Annotated in this window: 21 protein-coding genes and 1 rRNA gene; 14 read left to right on the top strand and 8 right to left on the bottom strand. The window is 42.9% G+C overall.

Annotated elements, in window-relative coordinates:
- Window positions 1–237 precede the first annotated feature (237 nt).
- From WFH18_RS03075 to WFH18_RS03065, 3 genes are all read left to right on the top strand, one after another.
- Complete coding sequence (locus WFH18_RS03075; protein ID WP_004732227.1) at window positions 238–615, top strand: hypothetical protein; 378 nt, start codon at window positions 238–240, stop codon at window positions 613–615.
- Complete coding sequence (locus tag WFH18_RS03070) at window positions 609–1,814, top strand: CsgG/HfaB family protein (RefSeq protein WP_121980168.1); 1,206 nt, start codon at window positions 609–611, stop codon at window positions 1,812–1,814. Before WFH18_RS03075 ends, WFH18_RS03070 begins: the two co-directional genes overlap by 7 nt.
- Before the next feature lie 84 nt (window positions 1,815–1,898).
- Window positions 1,899–2,573 carry a hypothetical protein gene (locus WFH18_RS03065; protein ID WP_004732224.1) on the top strand — a complete coding sequence of 225 codons (675 nt, stop codon included), beginning with the start codon at window positions 1,899–1,901 and terminating at the stop codon, window positions 2,571–2,573.
- A gap of 315 nt (window positions 2,574–2,888) precedes the next feature.
- On the opposite strand, the gene WFH18_RS03060 is transcribed toward WFH18_RS03065, so the two are convergent.
- From WFH18_RS03060 to WFH18_RS03050, 3 genes are all read right to left on the bottom strand, one after another.
- Complete coding sequence (locus tag WFH18_RS03060) at window positions 2,889–3,464, bottom strand: xanthine phosphoribosyltransferase (protein WP_004732222.1); 576 nt, start codon at window positions 3,462–3,464, stop codon at window positions 2,889–2,891.
- Between the two features lie 88 nt (window positions 3,465–3,552).
- Complete coding sequence (locus WFH18_RS03055) at window positions 3,553–4,266, bottom strand: DUF3108 domain-containing protein (RefSeq protein ID WP_004732221.1); 714 nt, start codon at window positions 4,264–4,266, stop codon at window positions 3,553–3,555.
- A 159-nt stretch (window positions 4,267–4,425) separates the two neighbouring features.
- Complete coding sequence (locus tag WFH18_RS03050) at window positions 4,426–5,112, bottom strand: hypothetical protein (RefSeq protein WP_004732218.1); 687 nt, start codon at window positions 5,110–5,112, stop codon at window positions 4,426–4,428.
- A gap of 262 nt (window positions 5,113–5,374) precedes the next feature.
- Between WFH18_RS03050 and WFH18_RS03045 the strand changes: the two genes are divergently transcribed.
- Window positions 5,375–6,232, top strand: a complete 858-nt coding sequence (locus WFH18_RS03045) for an energy transducer TonB (protein WP_017397977.1) — start codon at window positions 5,375–5,377, stop codon at window positions 6,230–6,232.
- A 183-nt stretch (window positions 6,233–6,415) separates the two neighbouring features.
- Here the strand turns inward: WFH18_RS03045 and ybeY are convergent, their stop codons facing one another.
- Genes ybeY through miaB form a run of 3 tightly spaced genes read right to left on the bottom strand, consistent with a single transcriptional unit; the run spans window position 6,416 to window position 9,492 of the window.
- The gene (gene ybeY, locus WFH18_RS03040) at window positions 6,416–6,898 is read right to left on the bottom strand and encodes an rRNA maturation RNase YbeY (protein ID WP_005265590.1); all 483 of its coding nucleotides are present in this window, start codon (window positions 6,896–6,898) and stop codon (window positions 6,416–6,418) included.
- Window positions 6,899–6,920: 22 nt separating this feature from the next.
- Window positions 6,921–7,997 carry a PhoH family protein gene (locus WFH18_RS03035; protein WP_004732214.1) on the bottom strand — a complete coding sequence of 359 codons (1,077 nt, stop codon included), beginning with the start codon at window positions 7,995–7,997 and terminating at the stop codon, window positions 6,921–6,923.
- A 37-nt stretch (window positions 7,998–8,034) separates the two neighbouring features.
- Entirely contained in the window at window positions 8,035–9,492 is a 1,458-nt protein-coding gene (gene miaB / locus WFH18_RS03030; protein ID WP_005265592.1) for a tRNA (N6-isopentenyl adenosine(37)-C2)-methylthiotransferase MiaB, read from the bottom strand.
- 334 nt (window positions 9,493–9,826) lie between these two features.
- On the opposite strand from miaB, the gene WFH18_RS03025 reads away from it, so the two are divergent.
- From WFH18_RS03025 to WFH18_RS03000, 6 genes are all read left to right on the top strand, one after another.
- Window positions 9,827–11,761 carry a lytic transglycosylase domain-containing protein gene (locus WFH18_RS03025; RefSeq protein ID WP_392389824.1) on the top strand — a complete coding sequence of 645 codons (1,935 nt, stop codon included), beginning with the start codon at window positions 9,827–9,829 and terminating at the stop codon, window positions 11,759–11,761.
- 32 nt (window positions 11,762–11,793) lie between these two features.
- Window positions 11,794–12,432 carry a ribonuclease T2 family protein gene (locus WFH18_RS03020; protein WP_121980169.1) on the top strand — a complete coding sequence of 213 codons (639 nt, stop codon included), beginning with the start codon at window positions 11,794–11,796 and terminating at the stop codon, window positions 12,430–12,432.
- 167 nt (window positions 12,433–12,599) lie between these two features.
- The gene (locus WFH18_RS03015) at window positions 12,600–13,586 is read left to right on the top strand and encodes a malate dehydrogenase (RefSeq protein ID WP_004645103.1); all 987 of its coding nucleotides are present in this window, start codon (window positions 12,600–12,602) and stop codon (window positions 13,584–13,586) included.
- A gap of 170 nt (window positions 13,587–13,756) precedes the next feature.
- Window positions 13,757–14,035, top strand: coding sequence for a DUF2789 family protein (locus WFH18_RS03010; RefSeq protein ID WP_004645104.1), 279 nt, complete (start codon window positions 13,757–13,759; stop codon window positions 14,033–14,035).
- A gap of 51 nt (window positions 14,036–14,086) precedes the next feature.
- On the top strand, window positions 14,087–14,341 hold the full coding sequence (locus WFH18_RS03005; protein ID WP_004732206.1) for a DUF2789 family protein: 255 nt from the start codon (window positions 14,087–14,089) through the stop codon (window positions 14,339–14,341).
- A 115-nt stretch (window positions 14,342–14,456) separates the two neighbouring features.
- Complete coding sequence (locus WFH18_RS03000) at window positions 14,457–14,714, top strand: DUF2789 family protein (RefSeq protein WP_004732204.1); 258 nt, start codon at window positions 14,457–14,459, stop codon at window positions 14,712–14,714.
- Between the two features lie 92 nt (window positions 14,715–14,806).
- Here the strand turns inward: WFH18_RS03000 and WFH18_RS02995 are convergent, their stop codons facing one another.
- Both WFH18_RS02995 and WFH18_RS02990 read right to left on the bottom strand, forming a co-directional pair.
- Window positions 14,807–15,334, bottom strand: coding sequence for a hypothetical protein (locus WFH18_RS02995; RefSeq protein ID WP_004732201.1), 528 nt, complete (start codon window positions 15,332–15,334; stop codon window positions 14,807–14,809).
- Window positions 15,335–15,404: 70 nt separating this feature from the next.
- Complete coding sequence (locus WFH18_RS02990) at window positions 15,405–16,007, bottom strand: 2OG-Fe(II) oxygenase (RefSeq protein WP_004732199.1); 603 nt, start codon at window positions 16,005–16,007, stop codon at window positions 15,405–15,407.
- A 117-nt stretch (window positions 16,008–16,124) separates the two neighbouring features.
- Here WFH18_RS02990 and WFH18_RS02985 point away from each other — a divergent pair, with 117 nt between their 5' ends.
- The 4 genes from WFH18_RS02985 to WFH18_RS02970 form a co-directional block, all read left to right on the top strand.
- Window positions 16,125–16,982 (top strand): 23S rRNA (adenine(2030)-N(6))-methyltransferase RlmJ, encoded by an 858-nt coding sequence (locus tag WFH18_RS02985; RefSeq protein ID WP_004732197.1) that lies wholly within the window; start codon window positions 16,125–16,127, stop codon window positions 16,980–16,982.
- A gap of 38 nt (window positions 16,983–17,020) precedes the next feature.
- Window positions 17,021–17,842 carry a CDP-diacylglycerol--serine O-phosphatidyltransferase gene (pssA, locus tag WFH18_RS02980; protein WP_004732196.1) on the top strand — a complete coding sequence of 274 codons (822 nt, stop codon included), beginning with the start codon at window positions 17,021–17,023 and terminating at the stop codon, window positions 17,840–17,842.
- 18 nt (window positions 17,843–17,860) lie between these two features.
- The gene (locus tag WFH18_RS02975; protein WP_004732193.1) at window positions 17,861–18,940 is read left to right on the top strand and encodes a DUF6670 family protein; all 1,080 of its coding nucleotides are present in this window, start codon (window positions 17,861–17,863) and stop codon (window positions 18,938–18,940) included.
- 441 nt (window positions 18,941–19,381) lie between these two features.
- Window positions 19,382–19,582: ribosomal RNA gene (locus tag WFH18_RS02970) — 16S ribosomal RNA — on the top strand; the annotation flags it as partial.

Raw genomic sequence — 19,582 nt, 5'->3', positions numbered from 1 at the left:
TGAATTTTATATTCAAAATTTTTTATATAATGATTTCTTACAAATCACAAATAATAAACAAATATATATTATTTAAATAAAAACAATAATTTATATTTTTAAATAAAATAAAAAAATATGTGAATAGGGATAAGTTTTACATTTTATAATTTTATGTGATTTAATATTTTTCAGATAAATTTAATCTTATTAAATGAAAAATTAAATAAATATCTTAAATCAGAGGATATTAAGATTATGAGAATGTTAGTTATCAATCTGGGTTTATTATGTTTATGTTTTCTAAGTAACGCTTATGCCACTTCTGATGAGTGGACTCAGCGTTGGAAATCATCCAGTGCCCGTTCCAATGAGAATCTAGTTCAAGCCAATCTAATCGAACTTAAGGAGTCAGACTATTATTCCGGATTAGGTAAAACCACCGTTCATAGCACCTCAACCACTTCCATCGGGACGGTAAATACCCCGACCAACAATATCAATGTAGAGGGTACAGACAACAATATTGATATTACGAGTGAATTGCTGAATGAAGCACCAGTCAATTCAAATACCAACCAAAATCCTCAGCGCTGTCTTAATTTAAGTAACAGACCAGGAGAATCACAATGCTGAATTTCTCCTCGACCAGAAGACATTTATCTTTCGTAAGTGTCACCGTCCTTTTTAGTTCTTTTTTAACAGGCTGCACAGGTTTAGCACCCTCAAACAAGAAGCCAGTTAGCCTGGTGCAAGGTCCCCCAATTACCGATATTTTTACCCCTTTTGATATGGCTTTATCCTGCCTAAAAGGACAATTACGTAGTGATGTGAGTTTCTCCGTGGGGGCAATTCTGGATCAAACCGGTAAGGATGTAGTTACCAATGGTGGTAGCGGAAAAATGGTGACCCAAGGTGCGGGAGATATGGTGCAATCTGCCTTGTTTCAGGCGGGGGTAAGCTTAATGAACCGGCGTGATCCCCGGATTATTGAAAGCGAAGCCAAGTGGGGCATTCGTGATCCAAGACAAATCCAGGCTTCTGATTATTATGTGACAGGCAGTATTAACAGTCTGGATTTTATTCCGGGTGGTGGTTTTGACATGCAGATCGCTGGTGTCGGTCCGAATTATAGTCAAACCCGGATTATGGTCGGTCTGGATTTATCTTTGACTGATACCCGCAGCAGTAAAGTCGTGGGCAATGTTTCATTGCAGAAGCAAATTGCTGCACAGGATTATGGCTTAAGTGCAGGCAGATTCGCTGGTCGTACACTCTTAAATATTCAGATTGGAAAAGGAGAACGAGAGGCAACTAACTTTGCCTTGCGGCAAATGTTGAATCTGGCCACTTTTGAATTGCTGAGTCAGGTTGTCCCACCCGCCGTATTTGAAAGTTGCCGTGCGCAGATACCGCCAGAGTTTGGTCAATTGAACTTAACCCGAAGTTCTGTCGCTCTGCATAAATACAAGAAAAACCAGCAACAAAATAGTACAGCTTCAAGCAGTGTTGTTCAGGAGTCAGTCTCAAGCCAGGCAGACTCATCCAATGAAAAAAATAAGTCAACCAACTCCCCGAGTAAAGATACAAAACCGCCTAAACAGAAAGAGTCCGAGGTGATTCAAAACCCTGAAGCAGAGCCTGAAATGAGTAAACAGGACTTGATTAAATATATCAGCAAGAAGCAGCGTCAACCTTCTTCAAATGAAAAGAATGAAGAAAAAGATACTCAAGAAGAAGCTGCTAAAGAACAAGAAGATGAAAAAACCACAACGCTATGGGAGGTTAATCCTGATGTGGTCGAAAATTACTGGTCTAGCACCCAACGTGATTAAGAATATTTAAAAATGGGCTCGCTCCCATTATAAGAAGGAGTACTTAGCGAGAGGTACTTCAAAACAAAAGTAGGAAGAACAACGATGAAAAATACGATCAAAACAATCGCTTTATCCGTCGCCTTTCTGTCTAGCGCAGGTATGGCATACGCCCAAGATGGTGAAACACCTACTGATGTCACCGTAGATACAGGCTTACAAGCTACCCTGGATTCTATTTCTCAGCAGGTTGAAAATGGTTCTGCTTTGAATCTTGCTGTGAATACAGGTGATGTTGATGCAAGTGTCGATTTAGAAGCAATTGCAGAAGCTACAAGAGAAGCACCAGACGCCATTAGTTCAATTGAAGGTACAATTGAAACTACTGCGATTGGTGCCGCGAATACAGGTAGTATCAGTATTGAGCAGGGTAGCTACAATAAGGTGGTATCAGACATATCAGATGCAACGGATAACTACGACTACAGTGTAGTAACGAGTGCAACTAATAATTCTGAAACTCTAGAGGAGCTATCAGAGGTTGCGGATAGTTCAGATATCTCGGAAGTTGCGAGTTCAACACTAAGTACTGACTATAGTGAGGAAATCAATGAAACCTTAAGCAATTATAGTGTAGCGAACATTGCTTATAATGCGGGTGCTATTGATGCATCTGTCAGTGCCATTGCAGAAGGAACTCAAACTGCTATTAACAACAGCATCACAACTACCGCTATCGGTGCTGTGAATAGCGGTAGTATCACTGTGACTGTTAAATAAACTCTTTTTTCGAGGTGAACATAGGCCTAACTATTGGCAGATAGTTAGGCCTCTTTATTTTATAATAACATCCACATAAATTGTTGTTTATTCATCGGATAAAAAAGTACTTATTTGTTTGACACTCTCTATTTCAGAAATTGAATAGTCTGGAGCTTAAGATTAAATCATTTATCTAGGATCAAATCTGGAAGAATAAATAAGAACTTAGGCTGAGCTATAGTTGAGCTTTGAATATTTTAAATTTATATCATCAGAAAAACGCAATAAAAAAAGAGCGCATCAGCGCTCTTTTAAAATTTATTGGCGAGTTTCTTAGTCGCGAACAAACTCAACAGTGCCATTTGTCAAAGACTTTACGCGTGCCAGTGATTCAACACGATAGCCTTTTTCAAGCAGCAGATCACGACCTGGCTGGAATGATTTTTCAATCACAATGCCAATACCGACTACTTCTGCATTTGCCTGATGAATCAGGTCTGCAAGACCTAAAGCTGCTTGACCATTAGCCAAGAAATCATCGATCACTAAAACCTTATCGGTTGAGCTGATGTGTTTATTTGAAATCGCGATTGTGCTTTCAGTTTGTTTAGTAAATGAAAAGACTTTAGAGCGATATAAATCATCTTTCAGGGTCAGAGACTGGTATTTACGTGCAAAGATCACAGGTACGCCAAGCTCTAGGCCGGCCATTACTGCAGGTGCGATACCTGATGCTTCAATCGTAATAATTTTGGTAATACCAGCATCCTTAAACAGACGCGCAAATTCTTGACCAATCAGTTGCATCATGACTGGATCAATCTGATGGTTTAAGAAAGAATCTACTTTCAAAACTTCTTCAGAGAGAACGATGCCTTCAGCCAAGATTTTCTGTTCTAGTGCATGCACGGGAGAATCCTCAAGAGCAGGTGCTTTTTCAAGCAAAAGCGTATTGTAAAAAGCACCCGGAAAAAATCAAGTGAAATTCGCCAAAAACTTAGTTGCTTGCACCTTTATAGTCAGTTAACAGTAAACCATAGGAGGTTTTCTTGTCGACATGCGAAACTTTGACTGGAAGATAGTCAAGTTTTGGTGCCAGCCAGAAAATGGTTTCACGACCTGGTTTGCTATGTTTCATCACCACTTTAATGGTATTAAAAGATCCGTATTTGGTACTTATAGTCTCTGAACCCTGTTTGACAAACTTACGGCCTTCAATTTCTTTGGCATCAGCGATATAGTAATTTGTTTTCAGGCCTGAATTTTTTAAGTCTTCACGAATTTGCAATTCTGCATTCAACTCATCCAGAACATCTGCTCTCCAGGCAAAAGAACGTTTTTCATCGTCTTTCTTGGTACTGATAGTTTTGCTGGAAGGATTAAAATTAATACTCATGGTGTTGTTATGCACCAGTACTTTACTGCTGCGACTGAAACTGCTTGATCCGATCTTGCCATTATTAAAAGTAAAGCGGCTGGTTTCGGTTGCAGAGGCAATACCCCCGGCTTTTGCAGCAAAGACATAAGTCCAGTTATTGCCAGATTTGCTTAAAGTCCGCGTTGCAGAACCCATATTCTTGCCATTATAGCTAAATTGATAACTGGCCTGGAAAGGAGTCATGGCAAAAGCTTGGCTAGAAATACCAGTGAACAGTATCGCGCTGCTCAGACCCGTGGTCATCGCTAAAGTTTTGAATACAGTCTTCGCCATCAGTTATTTTCCTATATTGATTCAACGGGCAAAACATATCACTTATTGCACCCTTTATTATTTGGGCAAAATATGGAAATTGAAGGGATATTTCTGCCAAAAATGTATATTTCATGTAGTTTTATGGAACTTTTGTTCAAAAACTACGTTCGGCATGATTTAAGAAGGATCTTTCTGTTTGATGGGGGTGACCCGGTTGTCATCCATCTCGTCTTCATCCCAGTTCTCCTCCTGATCTTGGGAGAGTTTTCTAAACAGGGCGGCCAGATTGACGTTGCCAATCACCACCAGTTCGGCTTCACGAAGTACTGCGTGATTCACATGAACTTTGCCCAAGGTATCAATGACAGATCGGCTTTTACCTAACCAGCGATTTAAATCCAGATAGAGCAAGTCATCGATGACTTTAATCACGCCCAGTTTTTCCAGAATCATTCCCAACGGATCTTTATGTAAGATACGTTGATAGAAGAACAAGCCAAAACGCACGCCCAGTTTATACAGCATATTTGGATATTTGGCTTCAATCAGCTGAGTATCACTAATTTGCTCGAACACGATCAACTGGGTAGTTTTATTCAGTTCCATCTGTACCAGTTTCAAATCAACCGATAAAGTGACAATCAAGCCTTTATAATCTAGTGTTGCATATAAACGCAGCCAGTCTTCATGTAAATCTGCATGTAAATCTTTCAATGCATCGACATTGTCTGTGACAAAGCGCTGAAAGGTTGCATTCAGGAAGACTTGCGATAAGGGGAATTCACGCTCATCTTCAATAAATCCTTCCGCCCTCTGATACACTTGGCGGATTCGGTTGGAAATATTGGAAATTAGCGTTTGCATACTGAAGCGTCCTGGCAACTTTATTTTTGACTCGGGATGTATCTTGTCGAATTGTATGAAAAATACAAGCGTTCATGCTTGAAGTTTAGCAAAATAAATAGCACCATTTTTATAGTTTTAGTTATGTAACGTTGAAGATTTGATGGATTTGGCATTTTAAAAAGATAAATGACGAATCCGTTTATTTTAAATCTTTCAAATACTTTTTGGGGAGCTGAACTCATTATTGAGTTTGGGCGAATGTGAAAAAACGATGATACTCATGCCTCTGGTCAGAACTTGGTGGAAAGATCCAGTGTTTAGCAGTGCGGTGCTTGCCGCAGGCATTCTGCATTTGATCGTGCTAACTCTGGAATTTGGTATGCCGCAAGATCGGGATACCAGTACCAAAGAAATCGCAGTCAGTTTGCGACAGACTGATGAAAAAATTGAGCATGCCGATTTTTTGGCTCAAACGGACCAGCAGGGTTCCGGCCAGTTTAGAGAGGCGCATCGCATGTCGAGTGATATGCCATCGCCGTTAATGGAGCAACATGCAGGCGAAGAACTGCAAGAAAGTCTGGATATGCTGCAACAGCAACAGGAACTCAGTTTTGAAGAAAAAGTCCTGATGACCACCTTGAGCTGGCAAAAGCAGGCGGAAGAAAATCAGCGTAAAAAAATGCAGGAGCAATTACAGAGCCAGTTTCAGGCCAAAGCGGCCATGGTCGCCAGTCTGGAAGCGCAATATTTACAGCGTCAGCAAAATTTCAGTCGTCAGCAAAAAATTAAGACTGTGGATGGTATTCAGTCCAAGCAGGATGTTTCGGCCGCATATCTGGAAAAGTTCCGTGAAAAAGTGGAATTTTATGGGAACCGCTACTATCCGGAAGCAGCTAAGCAGCAGAATCTGGCAGGGGAAGTACGGCTGATGGTGATCCTGAACCAGAATGGCGGAATTCGTGCCATTCGGCTGATTGACAGTTCAGGACATGCCATGCTGGACGAAGCAGCCAAATCTTCCGTGCGTAAGGCAGCACCATTTGGTGCTTTCGACAGTAAAATGAAAGAAATTTCCGAGCTGCGGGTGATTCGTACCTGGCGATTTGATCCGGCTGAAGCAGAGTTTGAAGTGCGTTAAAATTGATATTTACCAAGACCTCTCCCTAACCCACTCCTAATAAGGAGAGGGAACTATATCTATAATGTTTAACAATCATAGGATTCTAATGAATGTTCTCCCTCCCTCTGGGAGGGAGTTAGAGGGAGGGCAACTTTGAATAAAAAAAGCGAGCCTTGGCCCGCTTTTTTTAATGAAAGAATTTTAGTTCTGTTCCAGATAAGGATTTTCAAAACCTAGCTTGGCCAGAATCTCAATTTCAATGCTTTCCATTTCTTCTGCATCTTCATCTGAAGTTTCATGATCATAGCCCATTAGGTGCAAGGTGCCATGAACCAGCATATGGGTAAAGTGAGTCAAAGGCGCTTTGCCCTGTTCATTCGCTTCACGTAATACCACCGGAATACAGATCACCAGATCACCAATGGGAAATGCATCCAGAAACTGCGCCATTTCATCTGGAAGTTCACTCGGGAAAGACAGGACATTGGTCGGTTTGTCTTTGCCGCGATATTCCAGATTCAGTTTATGACTTTCGTCATTGTCGACACAGGCAATTCCGATTTCGCAATCACTTTGAGTGCCGATATGACGTAAAGTGGTTTCTACAACTTTTTTAATATAGGCACGTTTCAGCACCAGTTCAGGCGACTGAAAGTCCTGTTGTAAGGAAAGACTAAGTTTCAACACAAATCCTTAAGTTTAAAGCTTAATGCTGTGCATCTGCAGCAGCATCATTTTCAGCGATCAAGGCATCCTGACGTGCTTTTCGTTCGGCACGTGCTTCAGCACTTAAGCGCTGCTGTTCACTGTCCCAGCCTTCATAGGCTTCGACAATTTTCTGTACCAGCTGATGACGTACCACATCACGCGAATGAAAACGGGTGATATGAATTTCAGGAATTTTATCAATCACGCGCAAAGCATGTGACAGGCCGGATTGCTGACCTCGCGGTAAATCTACCTGAGTTACGTCGCCAGTAATCACCGCTCGTGAGCCAAAACCTAAACGGGTCAGGAACATTTTCATCTGTTCTGGGGTGGTGTTCTGCGCTTCATCCAGAATCACGAAAGAATGATTTAGGGTACGGCCACGCATATAAGCAAGCGGAGCGACTTCAATCACTTGACGTTCGATCAGCTTGGCCACTTTTTCAAAGCCGAGCATTTCATACAGCGCGTCATACAAGGGACGTAAGTACGGATCAATTTTCTGGGTTAAATCCCCCGGCAGGAAACCGAGTTTTTCACCGGCTTCAACCGCAGGACGAACCAGCAGAATACGCTGGATTTCATTGCGCTCCAGCATGTCGACTGCAGCCGCAACGGCGAGATAGGTTTTACCTGTTCCGGCAGGGCCAATACCAAAAGAAATATCACTTTGCAGAATGCGCTGTACATAGCGTTTCTGGTTAGCACCACGCGGATTGATCCGACCCTTACGGGTTTGCAGCCAGACATTGTCCAGCCCCGTATGTTCCTGATCGTCCAGATCTTGCTGAAGTTCACGGTCAGTCTGGCTACCCTGAATCATCAGATGTAAAGTATCTGCACTAATCTGCTGACTATGTTCAGATTCTTCATGAAGACGTTGTAAGAGCATTTCGGCTCTCTCAACGGCATCGATTCCACCATCAATAATAAAACTTTCTCCGCGATGGGAGATTTTGACGTCTAAACGTTGTTCAATTTGCTTCAAATGGCCGTTATAGGCACCTAACATGGCTTGTATACGGTCCATCGAAATTCCAGGAAAAGCTACTGTACGTCGAATCGCTGCAGTCAAGAGTGTTCCTTATGAAGTGTGCGTTATATGCTCTACATTACGCCACGTCAGGCTCAAGATTCAAGAGCTCACCGTAAACTAAATTCAAAGTTTTAATTTCGGTAATTTCAATCTCGGCAAAGCGGCCTACCCAGGCAGGGTCACCAATAAAGTTAACATAACGGGTATTGTCCGCCGTACCAACCAGAATATTCGGATCTTTATCAGAAACTTTTTCGATCAGTACACGCTGGATAGTCCCAAGCATGGCATCCGTCTTGTCAATGCTTGAACGCTTAATCCATTGCTGAACTTTGGCCAGACGTTCTTTTTTCACATCTTCAGAAATCGTATCTTCCAGTTCTGCCGCAGGCGTACCCGGACGTTTTGAATAGATGAAACTATAAGAATGGTCGAAGTCTAAATCCTGAATAAACTGATAAGTTTCTTCGAAATTCTCATCAGTTTCACCCGGGAAACCAATGATAAAGTCTGAAGATAGGTGCATGTCAGGGCGAACTGCACGTAATTTTTTGATTTTCTCGATGTAAACATCAATCGTATGGTTGCGCTTCATGGCTTGCAACACATCATTGGAACCGCTTTGTACCGGCAAATGCAGATGTGAAACCATTTGTGGTAGGTCACGATAACACTGGATCAGGTCGTCATTAAATTCCAGCGGATGCGAGGTGGTATAACGAATCCGGCCAATACCCGGAATATCCGCAACCAAACGTAACAGATCGGCAAAGGTACAGATATTGCCTTCAAAAGTTTCACCACGGTAGCCATTTACGTTCTGACCCAAAAGTGAAATTTCACGCACGCCTTTTTCTGCCAAACCCGCAATTTCTGCGAGGACATCATCCAGTGGACGGGACACTTCTTCACCACGCGTATAAGGCACCACACAGAAAGAACAGTATTTAGAACAGCCTTCCATAATCGAAACAAAGGCTTTATAGCCTTCAACACGCGGTTCAGGCAGGAAGTCGAATTTCTCGATGTCCGGGAAGGAAATATCCACCAGTTTGATTTTTTCTTTTTTCGGCTTTTCGATCTGCTCAAAATGCTGATCCAGCATTTGCGGCAAACGGTGCAGGGTTTGCGGGCCAAAGATCATGTCGACATAATTGGCACGTTTCTGGATGTTGTCGCCTTCCTGAGACGCTACACAACCACCGACACCAATAATCAGGTCAGGATTTTTATCCTTTAGTTTGCGCCAGCGGCCCAGCTCGGAGAATACTTTCTCCTGTGCCTTTTCACGGATCGAGCAGGTATTCATCAGCAGAATATCGGCATCTTTAGGATCGGTGGTCAGCACATAGCCATGAGAATCGCCTAACAGGTCTGCCATACGGTGACTGTCGTACTCATTCATCTGACACCCTTGCGTTTCGATGTACAGTTTTTTGACTGAAGCATCGCTGGCTGGGGTATGCGCTGGCTGGGTAACAGTGTTTTCTGAGGCAGCTGGGGCACCATTCGGAATGAAGGTTTGAACCGTCATGTAGGCTCCTACAAGGTAATACGTTGAAAGAGTGAACGAATAGCCTGATTGATGCATCAAACAGGTGAATAAAAATTCAATTCACGGACTGAAATCTTGGAAAGGCGCATATTTTAGCAGGAAAGTCGCTTAAACTTATAGCCCAAATTAACTGTGGAAAAATATTGATTTGTGGGCAAAAATTGTCTGTAGATTAATATTGCTTAATCATAAGGTTACATAACTGAACAATAGAGTGGGTTATAATCTTCAAACTAGCTCTTATTATATGCAACATGGGCTAAGCACAAAATCGATGATAGAAGGCAAAGGGATGTTGAAACACACTAAAACTATGTATAAATACTATAAATTAATTACTTTAAGTGTGGCATGTATCTGTTCAGCGAGTACACAGGCAGCAGAAGAACAATTTAATGATGCCTTGCGTGCAGCCAATGCAGGTAATACTGAACTGTTACAGCAATATCGTCTGTCTATGCAGAATGATGCCTTGGGCTATTATCCGGAATACTGGATTTTAAACCAGAATCTTGCCATGCAGCCTGTCAGCCAGATTATCAGCTTTGCCCAGCGTTACCCTCAATCTGCTATGGCTGAAAAGCTGGCAGCAGACTATGTCGAAGAAAAAGTAAAAATGGCAGACTTTAGCACTGCCCAACCGGTATTGCCTTATGTGACCAATGCCGATCCTGCCGAAGCCTGTGCAGTGGCACAAGTGCGCGCCAAAGCTGGCGATGAACTGGTCTATGCCGAGTTTAAAGAAGTCTGGTTAACCACCAATAGCCAGCCTGATTCTTGTACTGGTCTAGGTCGGATGATGCTATCCAGTCCACTCATGACCTCAGAAGACCGTCAGCAGCGACTCTGGGGGCAACTTCGTGCCGGACAGTCAGGTCAGGCCATTGCGACAGCGCAAGGCATTGGTCTAAATCTGTCTCTGGCACAACTGAATTCGATTCAGGCCAATCCCACCAATTATTTGTGGTCTGCGGCTAAAAGTACTGCGGCAGAGCATGCCTATCTGATTTATGCGCTGGGACGTCTGGCCGATAGCGATTTGGACTCAGCGTTGTCTATTGTCAAACGGACTGCCGAAGGTACACCGGTACAGGTACAACGCGCCTTATATCGTGCTGTCGGTTATATCGGTGGTACTACAGTCATGAAAAACAACTTCAATCGGGAAGTGTTGAATGCGCTAGATGTCAGCTATGGCCTGCCATTTAGCCCGGAAGAAGCCGAGATTTATGCACGTCAGGCAATTCGTTTTAGTGCCTGGGAAAGCCTGATTCGTGCCATTGATAGCATGAGTGTTAACCAAAAGCAGGAAGACCGTTGGCAATATTGGCTGGCGCGTGCCAGCGAACAACGTACTGATCGTGCTTCCAAACAGGCAGCAGAAAGTATTTATCGTAAGCTGGCGACCGGAGATGACTATCACAATCTTCTGGCACGCGACAAGCTGGGGCAGGTGACTGCGAGTACACCAAATCCAGCGCAGCCATCCAATCAGGCTATGCAGCGCTTGAATCAGGATATTCATTTCCGCCGTGCTTTCACCTTACGTAATATCAGCGCCCCGGAGAACTATATTAACCGGGAATGGAACTGGGCAGTGCGTCAGGCTTATCTAAAGAAGGATGATGACCTGTTGCTGGCCGCGGCAAAACGTGCCATGGATATGGGCTGGTATGATCGTGCCATTTATGCCGCTGACCGTACCGCGAACAAACATAATTATAACTATCGTTATCCAATGCCACATCAGAATTACGTGGTCAGCCATAGTCGCAATGCGGGGGTTGATCCGGCCTGGGCCTATGGTTTGATGCGTCAGGAAAGCCGTTTCAATACGGTGGCACGTTCACATGTCGGGGCGGGTGGTCTGATGCAGATTATGCCGGATACGGCCAAGCTGGTGGCGCGTCAAATGGGTGAGGCTTATAACCCGGCGGCACTCACCGATATGAATACCAATATTCGCTATGGAACATTCTATTTATCTACGATTCAGCGTCAGCTTAGCGATAGTCCGGTGCTGGCAACAGCAGGCTATAATGCCGGTCCAAACCGTGCCCGCCGCTGGCAGCCGGAATTTCAGGGGATTGCCGCAGATCAATATACTGAAAGTATTCCTTTACTCGAAACCCGAGATTATGTGAAACATGTCATGACCAATGCCACGCATTACGGTATCTTGTTAGGACAGGGGGCACAGTCAGTGGGTAAACGCATGCAACTGATACCATTACGTAATACACAATAAAATTAAAATTATTGGGGGATGGTAATTTATTCATGAAAATAATGAAGGATCGTCGAGTCTGGGCTGGATCGGTTACGCTTGTGGTTTTGGCCAGTAGTCCGGCAGCGTTTGCTACGCCGACAGACTATGTCATGGATGTACAAATGGTCCCGGCCCTATGTAGCCTGTACCCTGAATATGCCAAGAAACGAAAATGTCTGGAAGGTTATTCGCTGAATATCTCCGGCTTATATCCTCAGACCACATCACAAAATTGTACGACCAATAGCTCTGCGAAACTGTCACCACTGCAGTCCAATGTAGTGGCCAGGATCATGCCGGATGACAATACCCGGACAATTTTATGGCGCAATATCGGTGGCTGCGTGCCGATGAATGCCAGTCAGTATTTCCGGACGATTATCAATTATGCAGATCGTCTCAAAGTGCCTGCGGAACTGACGGAACAGGAAAATATCACGATTTCTGTCGATACATTGCGGGCCAAATTCCTGAAAATTAATCCACAATTACCGGGCAATGCCTTGCGATTCAACTGCCAGCAGACCCAGTCAGCCAGCGTACTTACCTCGATCAAGGTCTGTTATCGCCCCAATGGCAATTACAAATCCTGTCCTGCCAACATTATTAATACATGCCCAAAAACTGTCACAATAAAAGGAACATACTGAGCTTTTTTGCCGATTTAATTTATATTTCCTATCAGACTTTAGGTGAAATCCGTCCTCTTTTATATGCATCTGACAAAGGATTGGAGTACAATCTTTCGCGTTTACGATTATTAGATTAAATACTAACTATTTAATCGCATTGAATATCCTCAATTGGAGATAATTAGATGAAGCAAGCAGTTCGTGTTGCCGTTACTGGCGCTGCAGGTCAAATTGGTTACAGCCTATTATTCCGTATCGCAAGCGGCGAAATGCTAGGTAAAGATCAACCAGTGATTTTGCAATTGCTCGAAGTTCCTTTTGAGAAAGCTCAACAAGCGCTTAAAGGCGTAATGATGGAGCTTCAAGATTGTGCATTCCCATTACTAGAAGACATGATCGGTACTGATGATCCTAAAGTTGCATTCAAAGATGCTGACTACGCGCTTCTAGTTGGTTCACGTCCACGTGGTCCAGGTATGGAACGTGCTGACCTGCTTAAAGTGAACGGTGAAATCTTCATCGGTCAAGGTCAAGCATTGAACGAAGTGGCGAGCCGTGACGTTAAAGTTCTAGTTGTTGGTAACCCTGCAAACACGAATGCTTACATCGCAATGAAATCTGCTCCAGATCTTCCAGCGAAAAACTTCACTGCAATGTTACGTCTTGACCACAACCGTGCTGCATCTCAAATTGCTGCTAAAACTGGTAAAGCGGTTAAAGACATCAAAAATCTTACAGTTTGGGGTAACCACTCTCCAACCATGTATGCTGACTACCGTTTTGCAACAATTAACGGCGAAAGCGTTAAAGACATGATCAACGACCAAGAATGGAATGCAAATACATTCCTTCCGACTGTTGGTAAACGTGGTGCTGCGATCATCGAAGCACGTGGTTTGTCTTCTGCTGCTTCTGCTGCTAACGCTGCAATCGACCATATGCGCGATTGGGCTCTTGGCACAAACGGCGAATGGGTAACGATGGGTATTCCTTCTGACGGTTCTTACGGTATCCCTGAAGGCGTAATGTTCGGTTTCCCTGTAACGACTGAAAACGGTGAATACAAAATCGTTCAAGGTCTAGAAATCGACGAATTCAGTCAAGAGCGTATCAACTTCACGTTGAACGAACTTGAAGAAGAGCGCGCAGCAATTGCTGACATGCTTAAATAATTTAATCTTCTTAGATTAAGTTGAAAAAAGCACTCCATTTGGGGTGCTTTTTTTATGCCATTCACTTTAATCAACAAAAAATAACAAGCTGTGAAGGAGAGACAACTGAGTTTTCGCTATGAGCCCTCTAAGGTAGAGACAAGATTATAGATAAAAAGATGGAGGTTCAGATGTTAGAGCAACGCGCCACCTTCGAACTTTTCTTTGAACAATTGGGTCTGGATTCGAGTCCGGAAGCGATTGACGAGTTTATTAGCACGCATCAAATTGGTATGGATGTGCCACTGCATAAAGCTCCTTTTTGGAGTAAATCACAGCATGACTTTCTGATCAGTCACTGGAAGAAAGATGATGACTGGGCCATTTTTGTCGATGTGTTAAATGAACAATTACATATTGAGGCAGAGGGTTCAGGTTCCTGTGACATACCCAGCCATAAATCAACCTAAGAATTCGAATCTCAACACGCTCATAATTTAACGCTACGATGGAGTCTATTTATGCTTACGGAACAACAGTTAACTTTAGAATTATTATTTGAACAATTGGGTTTGCCTTCTGATGAAGCCTCAATTACTCAGTTTACCGATACCCATCAATTACCATCTGAAGTCGCATTGCCAGATGCCGAATTCTGGAGTGAGGGGCAAAGTGCCTTCTTGCGTGAACACTGGCACCAAGATGATGAATGGATTGTCATTATTGACAAGTTAAATCAGCTTTTACATGTGGAAAGCGACAAGCAAAGCTCTTAAATGCATTCATACAAAAAGAAACAACAAACCTAGTCAAATGACTAGGTTTTTTTTGCCTTATCTTATAAGTTAGATCTATAAATAATTACAATTTATCTGATATAAGGAGGGCGCGATGCTCGCAAAGAACCAACCATCCTTAGAGCTCTTGTTTTCTCAGCTCGGTCTCGCCAATAGTCCTGCGGCTATTGAATTGTATATACGCACCCATCAACTGCCAGCAGGGCTATCCTTGCACGATGCGCCGTTCTGGAATAAAGCCCAACGTTCTTTATTGATCAGCCATTTGGTACAAGATGATGATTGGGCAATTTGGGTCGATGAACTGAATCAGCAATTGCACATGGACGCTTATAGACGTCAACCTGCTTGATCATTTTTTCCTGAGCCTTTCTAATATTTAGAATAAGACGATATAGCTTGCATTAAAAAAATGCCTCATCTGAGGCGTTTTTGTTCTTTGGCTTAATGCATTTTGCTTTTTAATATTTTGTTAAACCATTCGTGCTGACGATAATCATTAAAAGCGTGATGCTGCTGTAATAATTCCAGCTCAAATTCGGCAGTCATAGTGTATTTACCTAACCAGTGACGGGTCAGGGCCGGCTCATTTTTACTGGCACTGGCATAGGCCAAGAAGAAATAAATATCACCATGTTCATAGCTGGCCATCGGTTTTAGAATTTGCTGGGTAATCAGAGCGAAATGGTGCTCTTTGGTCAGTTCAAAGAACATCATATAGGCCTTGGCCAGATGCAAAGATAGATTGATATACATGCGCAGCGGCATTTCTTCAAATTCTACCCGGCCTTGTTCCAGCAACACTACGGCTTCTTGCAGGAAATGTCGCTGTTCCTGACGCAGTTCACTTAAAGTCACCAGCTGTAAACGAAGATCAGCACGTTCAAGCGTTAATTCTGGCGTATTGCCTTTTAAATACAATTGGTCAGTTTCACCCAGACGTTGAATAATCTGTTTGGTCGTTAATCGCATCAACGCAATCCTCATTTCTCAATAATGGCTATATGAGGCTAAAAATTAAAATTTAAAGCGGCTAGCCGTCTTAGAGTAGTGAGGTATCACTTCTTAGCCAGGCGGTAATGGATAGGCGTTGCTGTTTAGAGATTAAAACTTCATGTAATAAATCGCTCTGGAACAGCGCCATTCGGTTCGGTTTTGGCTGGATAATATGCCACTGGCCATGTTTGTCCTGCAGGCGCAGTTCACCGCCCCAGTCCGCCTGCCATTGTTCATGTAAATAATACACACTGGAAATCATCCGGCCATTTTTATCTTGAGGATTGTCGCGGTGCAGGGCATAGAACTCACCCGCGTGATAGCAAGCGAAATGTGCTTCGACATCTTTGATACCTAAATAAAACGCGCGGTTTAAAATTTGGGAAAATTGTTGAAGGGTTTGGATGTGTAGGTGGGAAATTTGAAATTCAGGTTGTAACCAAAGAATATGATCACTACGGATGTTGTTAACGACACCATTTTGAATGGCTGCATTGCGAAATTTGTTTAAGTGGCTTAAGCATTCTTGACTCACAGCATGTTGATATTCGCTAGAATAAGCATCGTCAACAATACTAAAGCCATGTTGATCTAAATCATCTAAGATTTGATCAACATTCCAATCCCCTGGGATGATAACTGCTTCCATTTTTTCAATTCTCGATAGTGTGGTAAAAAAAGGTCCGCTATTTTAGTGCAATAATCGTTTCTGAACGAAATAGTTTTTCATGTTAAAATAGCAATTGATCTTAGGAATAATTGAAACATGAATTACCGTCACTCTTACCACGCAGGCAACTTTGCCGATGTCATGAAGCACGTTTTATTGCTTCAGTTGTTGACTCGACTGAATGCAAAAGACAAACCTTATCGCTATGTAGATACGCATGGTGGTGCAGGTAAATATGATTTGTCGACTGCCGAAGCGCAAAAATCAGGTGAGTTTTTAAACGGTATTCATCGTCTGGTTAAGCTGGATGATTCAATCAAGCGTAATGCACCTGAAGGCGTACAACAATACTTGAAAATTGTTGAAAACATGCGTGAAAACTTTGGTAAGGGTGCTTATCCGGGTTCACCGTGGTTTGCGCTAGAAGGCATGCGTGAGATTGATAAAGCGACCATTTTTGAAATGCAGCGCGATGTATTTCAGCAACTTCGTCATAATATTTTTGACAAGCGTGCGGGTTTGCATGAGCGTGATGCATACGAAGGTCTTTTAGCAGTCATTCCACCAAAAGAAAAACGTGGCCTGGTGATGATCGATCCGCCATATGAACTGGAACGTAAAGATTTTCCGCAGTTGGTTGAACTGCTGGTTGCCGCGTATAAGAAATGGCCGACAGGTGTATTCGCCGTTTGGTATCCAATTAAAGACCGTGCCATGATCGAACGCTTCGAGAAGAAAATGTTTAAGACCGGTATCCGCCGTCAACTGGTTTGTGAAGTCTGTGTATGGCCGGATGATACCCCAGTAGGCTTGAACGGTTGTGGTTTGCTGGTGATTAACCCACCTTGGAAATTCTCTGAAGATGCAGATGAAGCGTTACAGTGGTTATTCCCGCATCTTCGCATGAGTGAAAATGGTGGTCACGCTGCAGTTCGCTGGTTAGTGGGCGAATAATTTTTTCAAAGATCAGGTCATAGCTAGGATCGACAAGAATGACAAATATAAGCAAACCGGAACGTGACTCTTCAACTGAAGTGCCTTTCGATGGCATCACCTTCGAGGTGGAAGAAGAGGAGCATACCCAGGAAGGGCAAAAAGTTAAGCGTCGAGGCATCTATCTATGGCCGAACCTGATTACAACCGCAGCGTTGTTGTCAGGTTTCTACTCGATTATTGCCAGTATGAATGGTGATTTTCAGCAAGCTATTTATGCGATCTTTATTGCGGCATTACTGGATGGACTAGATGGCCGTGTGGCACGTGCCATTGGTGCACAAAGTCCGTTCGGCGAACAGTTCGATTCCCTTTCTGACATGCTGGCTTTTGGTGTGGCTCCCGCTATTTTGATGTATAGCTGGGGCTTGAGCGATTTGGGTCGTATTGGTCTGGCAGCCTGTTTTGTCTATACCGCATGTGCTGCGTTCCGTCTGGCACGTTTCAATGTGCAGATTGGTGTGGTCGATAAACGTTATTTTATCGGTGTCGCAAGTCCTCTGGCTGCCATCATGATTGTATCATTGGTCTGGGTCGGTCTGGATTTTCCAGAAATCTTTGATATTCGTGAACCTTCTCTTCAGGTCATTAATGCAGTGGTCATTATTGCGGTGGGCTTGTTGATGATTTCCAATATCAAATACTATTCATTTAAAACTGTAGAACGTAAACGGGTTCCATTTTTTGTCCTACCAATTGCCGTATTCGTCTTTGCAGCGATGACTTATAATATTCCTGTCGGCATTCTGGTCATTTCTATTCTCTATGCCTTGTCTGGTTTTATCACCACCTTTATGGCAAAAAGATCGAGTACATTATAAAAAGATAAGGAGTCTGAGATGCGGTTTCTTCAAGATTTTCTAGATCGTTCGAAACAGCTAAATCAGACTCCTGCTGTTTCACAGCACAATCTTGCCTATCATGGGCCAAACCAGAAATATAAAATTATTCATCAGGGTTTGATGATCCCCGGGCTTCCGACACCGCTCTATTATTTAAACTTTCTGAGTATTATCGGGCAACCCAATGCCCCCATGCTGGCAAACCCGAGTGCAATCGAAACCACAGCCCTAGATACCGCCACCGTGATTTGCAGTGCGAGTCCGCATATGGTGGGGCAATTGCATCACTATTCGGTCAAGCAGGACTGTCATTTTAGATCGGGTCTGTTTCAGTTTCTGGATCGGGAGCAATTGAGCGGAAGTTTTCCAAATTTTCGTTTGCAGCGTTCTGACTCGGAACTCAGTTTTGACTTAAATATTCAGACCACTCAGCTGATTTCTCATTTTACCCAAATGCGGTTTTCCTTGGCAGATCACTGGTCTTTGTTATGTCATTGTCAGGGAACGGTGAACTATAAAGCGCAGCAATATGCGATCGATGGTCTTGGAAGCTTTGAATACGCGCGGAGTTTTAACTTTCCTTATTTACCTTTGGTCTTCCTAACTTATCAAATTATTAATCTCAGTGAAAACCGGCAACTGTTGTTGGCGCAAATCCGGGATGGTTTTAATAGCATTGTTCAGTCGCGGATATATCTACGTGATTTAAAAAACATGCGGACCCAAATGTTCGATCGCAAAGTTTATTTTAAAGTTCATCGTGTTTATCCGCGTGTCACTACCCCCAATGGGCAAAGTATGTATTTGCCACGTGAATTTGAATGGTGTTATGAAAATGCAGACGGCACTTGTATCTGGGTGCAAGGCCAAAGTCGCGGAGATTTTAAATTTGGCCTGGCTGCGGGCTATGTGGGAAGTTTTAGTTATCAAGTAAAAATAAATGAACAGACCGAAAATGGGGAGGGGGGCTATTGTGAATACATAGATTGCCGACCTTTACGCTTTCAGGAACAGAATAAAACTGAAAAAAGATTAAGTCATTTATCCAATTCAGTCCCTTTACTGCTCAAGAAATAAATAAAAGCGCGATTTTTGTAGAATAAATAAACAGTCGTGATATTTTTGCTGAATTATTTAAAAATAGGGGTTGTATTGGGTTGGGAATCCTGTAGAATGCACATCCATCGGCGGTGATGAAGATCAAAACTTCTGATAAAACAGTGACTTAGTTAAGATTGACTAAGTTGGGTTTTAGAAAGAAAGTTTAAAAATAGTTTTCATTACTGGTTGACTTTCTAGAGATAGAGAGTAATATAGCCGACCTAGCTTGCTGGTGACGAATTAGCAAGAAGATCATTAAGAGATTATGAAGAACAACTTGTGTGGATTTTTACTGGTTGATCGATCGAAATTATTTTCATTGATTGATGGTAGAAATTACTCGAAGTTTATTTGAGAAATATTTGTCAGAAAATTGATGAGCCAAGATTGGCACCCTTTAAGGTGCTACATAGTATTAAACTGAAGAGTTTGATCATGGCTCAGATTGAACGCTGGCGGCAGGCTTAACACATGCAAGTCGAGCGGGGAAAGGTAGCTTGCTACCTGACCTAGCGGCGGACGGGTGAGTAATGCTTAGGAATCTGCCTATTAGTGGGGGACAACATCTCGAAAGGGATGCTAATACCGCATACGTCCTACGGGAGAAAGCAGGGGACC

It is taken from the genome of Acinetobacter sp. USHLN143 (assembly GCF_037145695.1).
GTDB lineage: Bacteria > Pseudomonadota > Gammaproteobacteria > Pseudomonadales > Moraxellaceae > Acinetobacter > Acinetobacter fasciculus.
The sequence above is the reverse complement of the archived record's forward strand: the minus strand, read 5'-3'. Positions and strand labels throughout refer to the sequence as shown.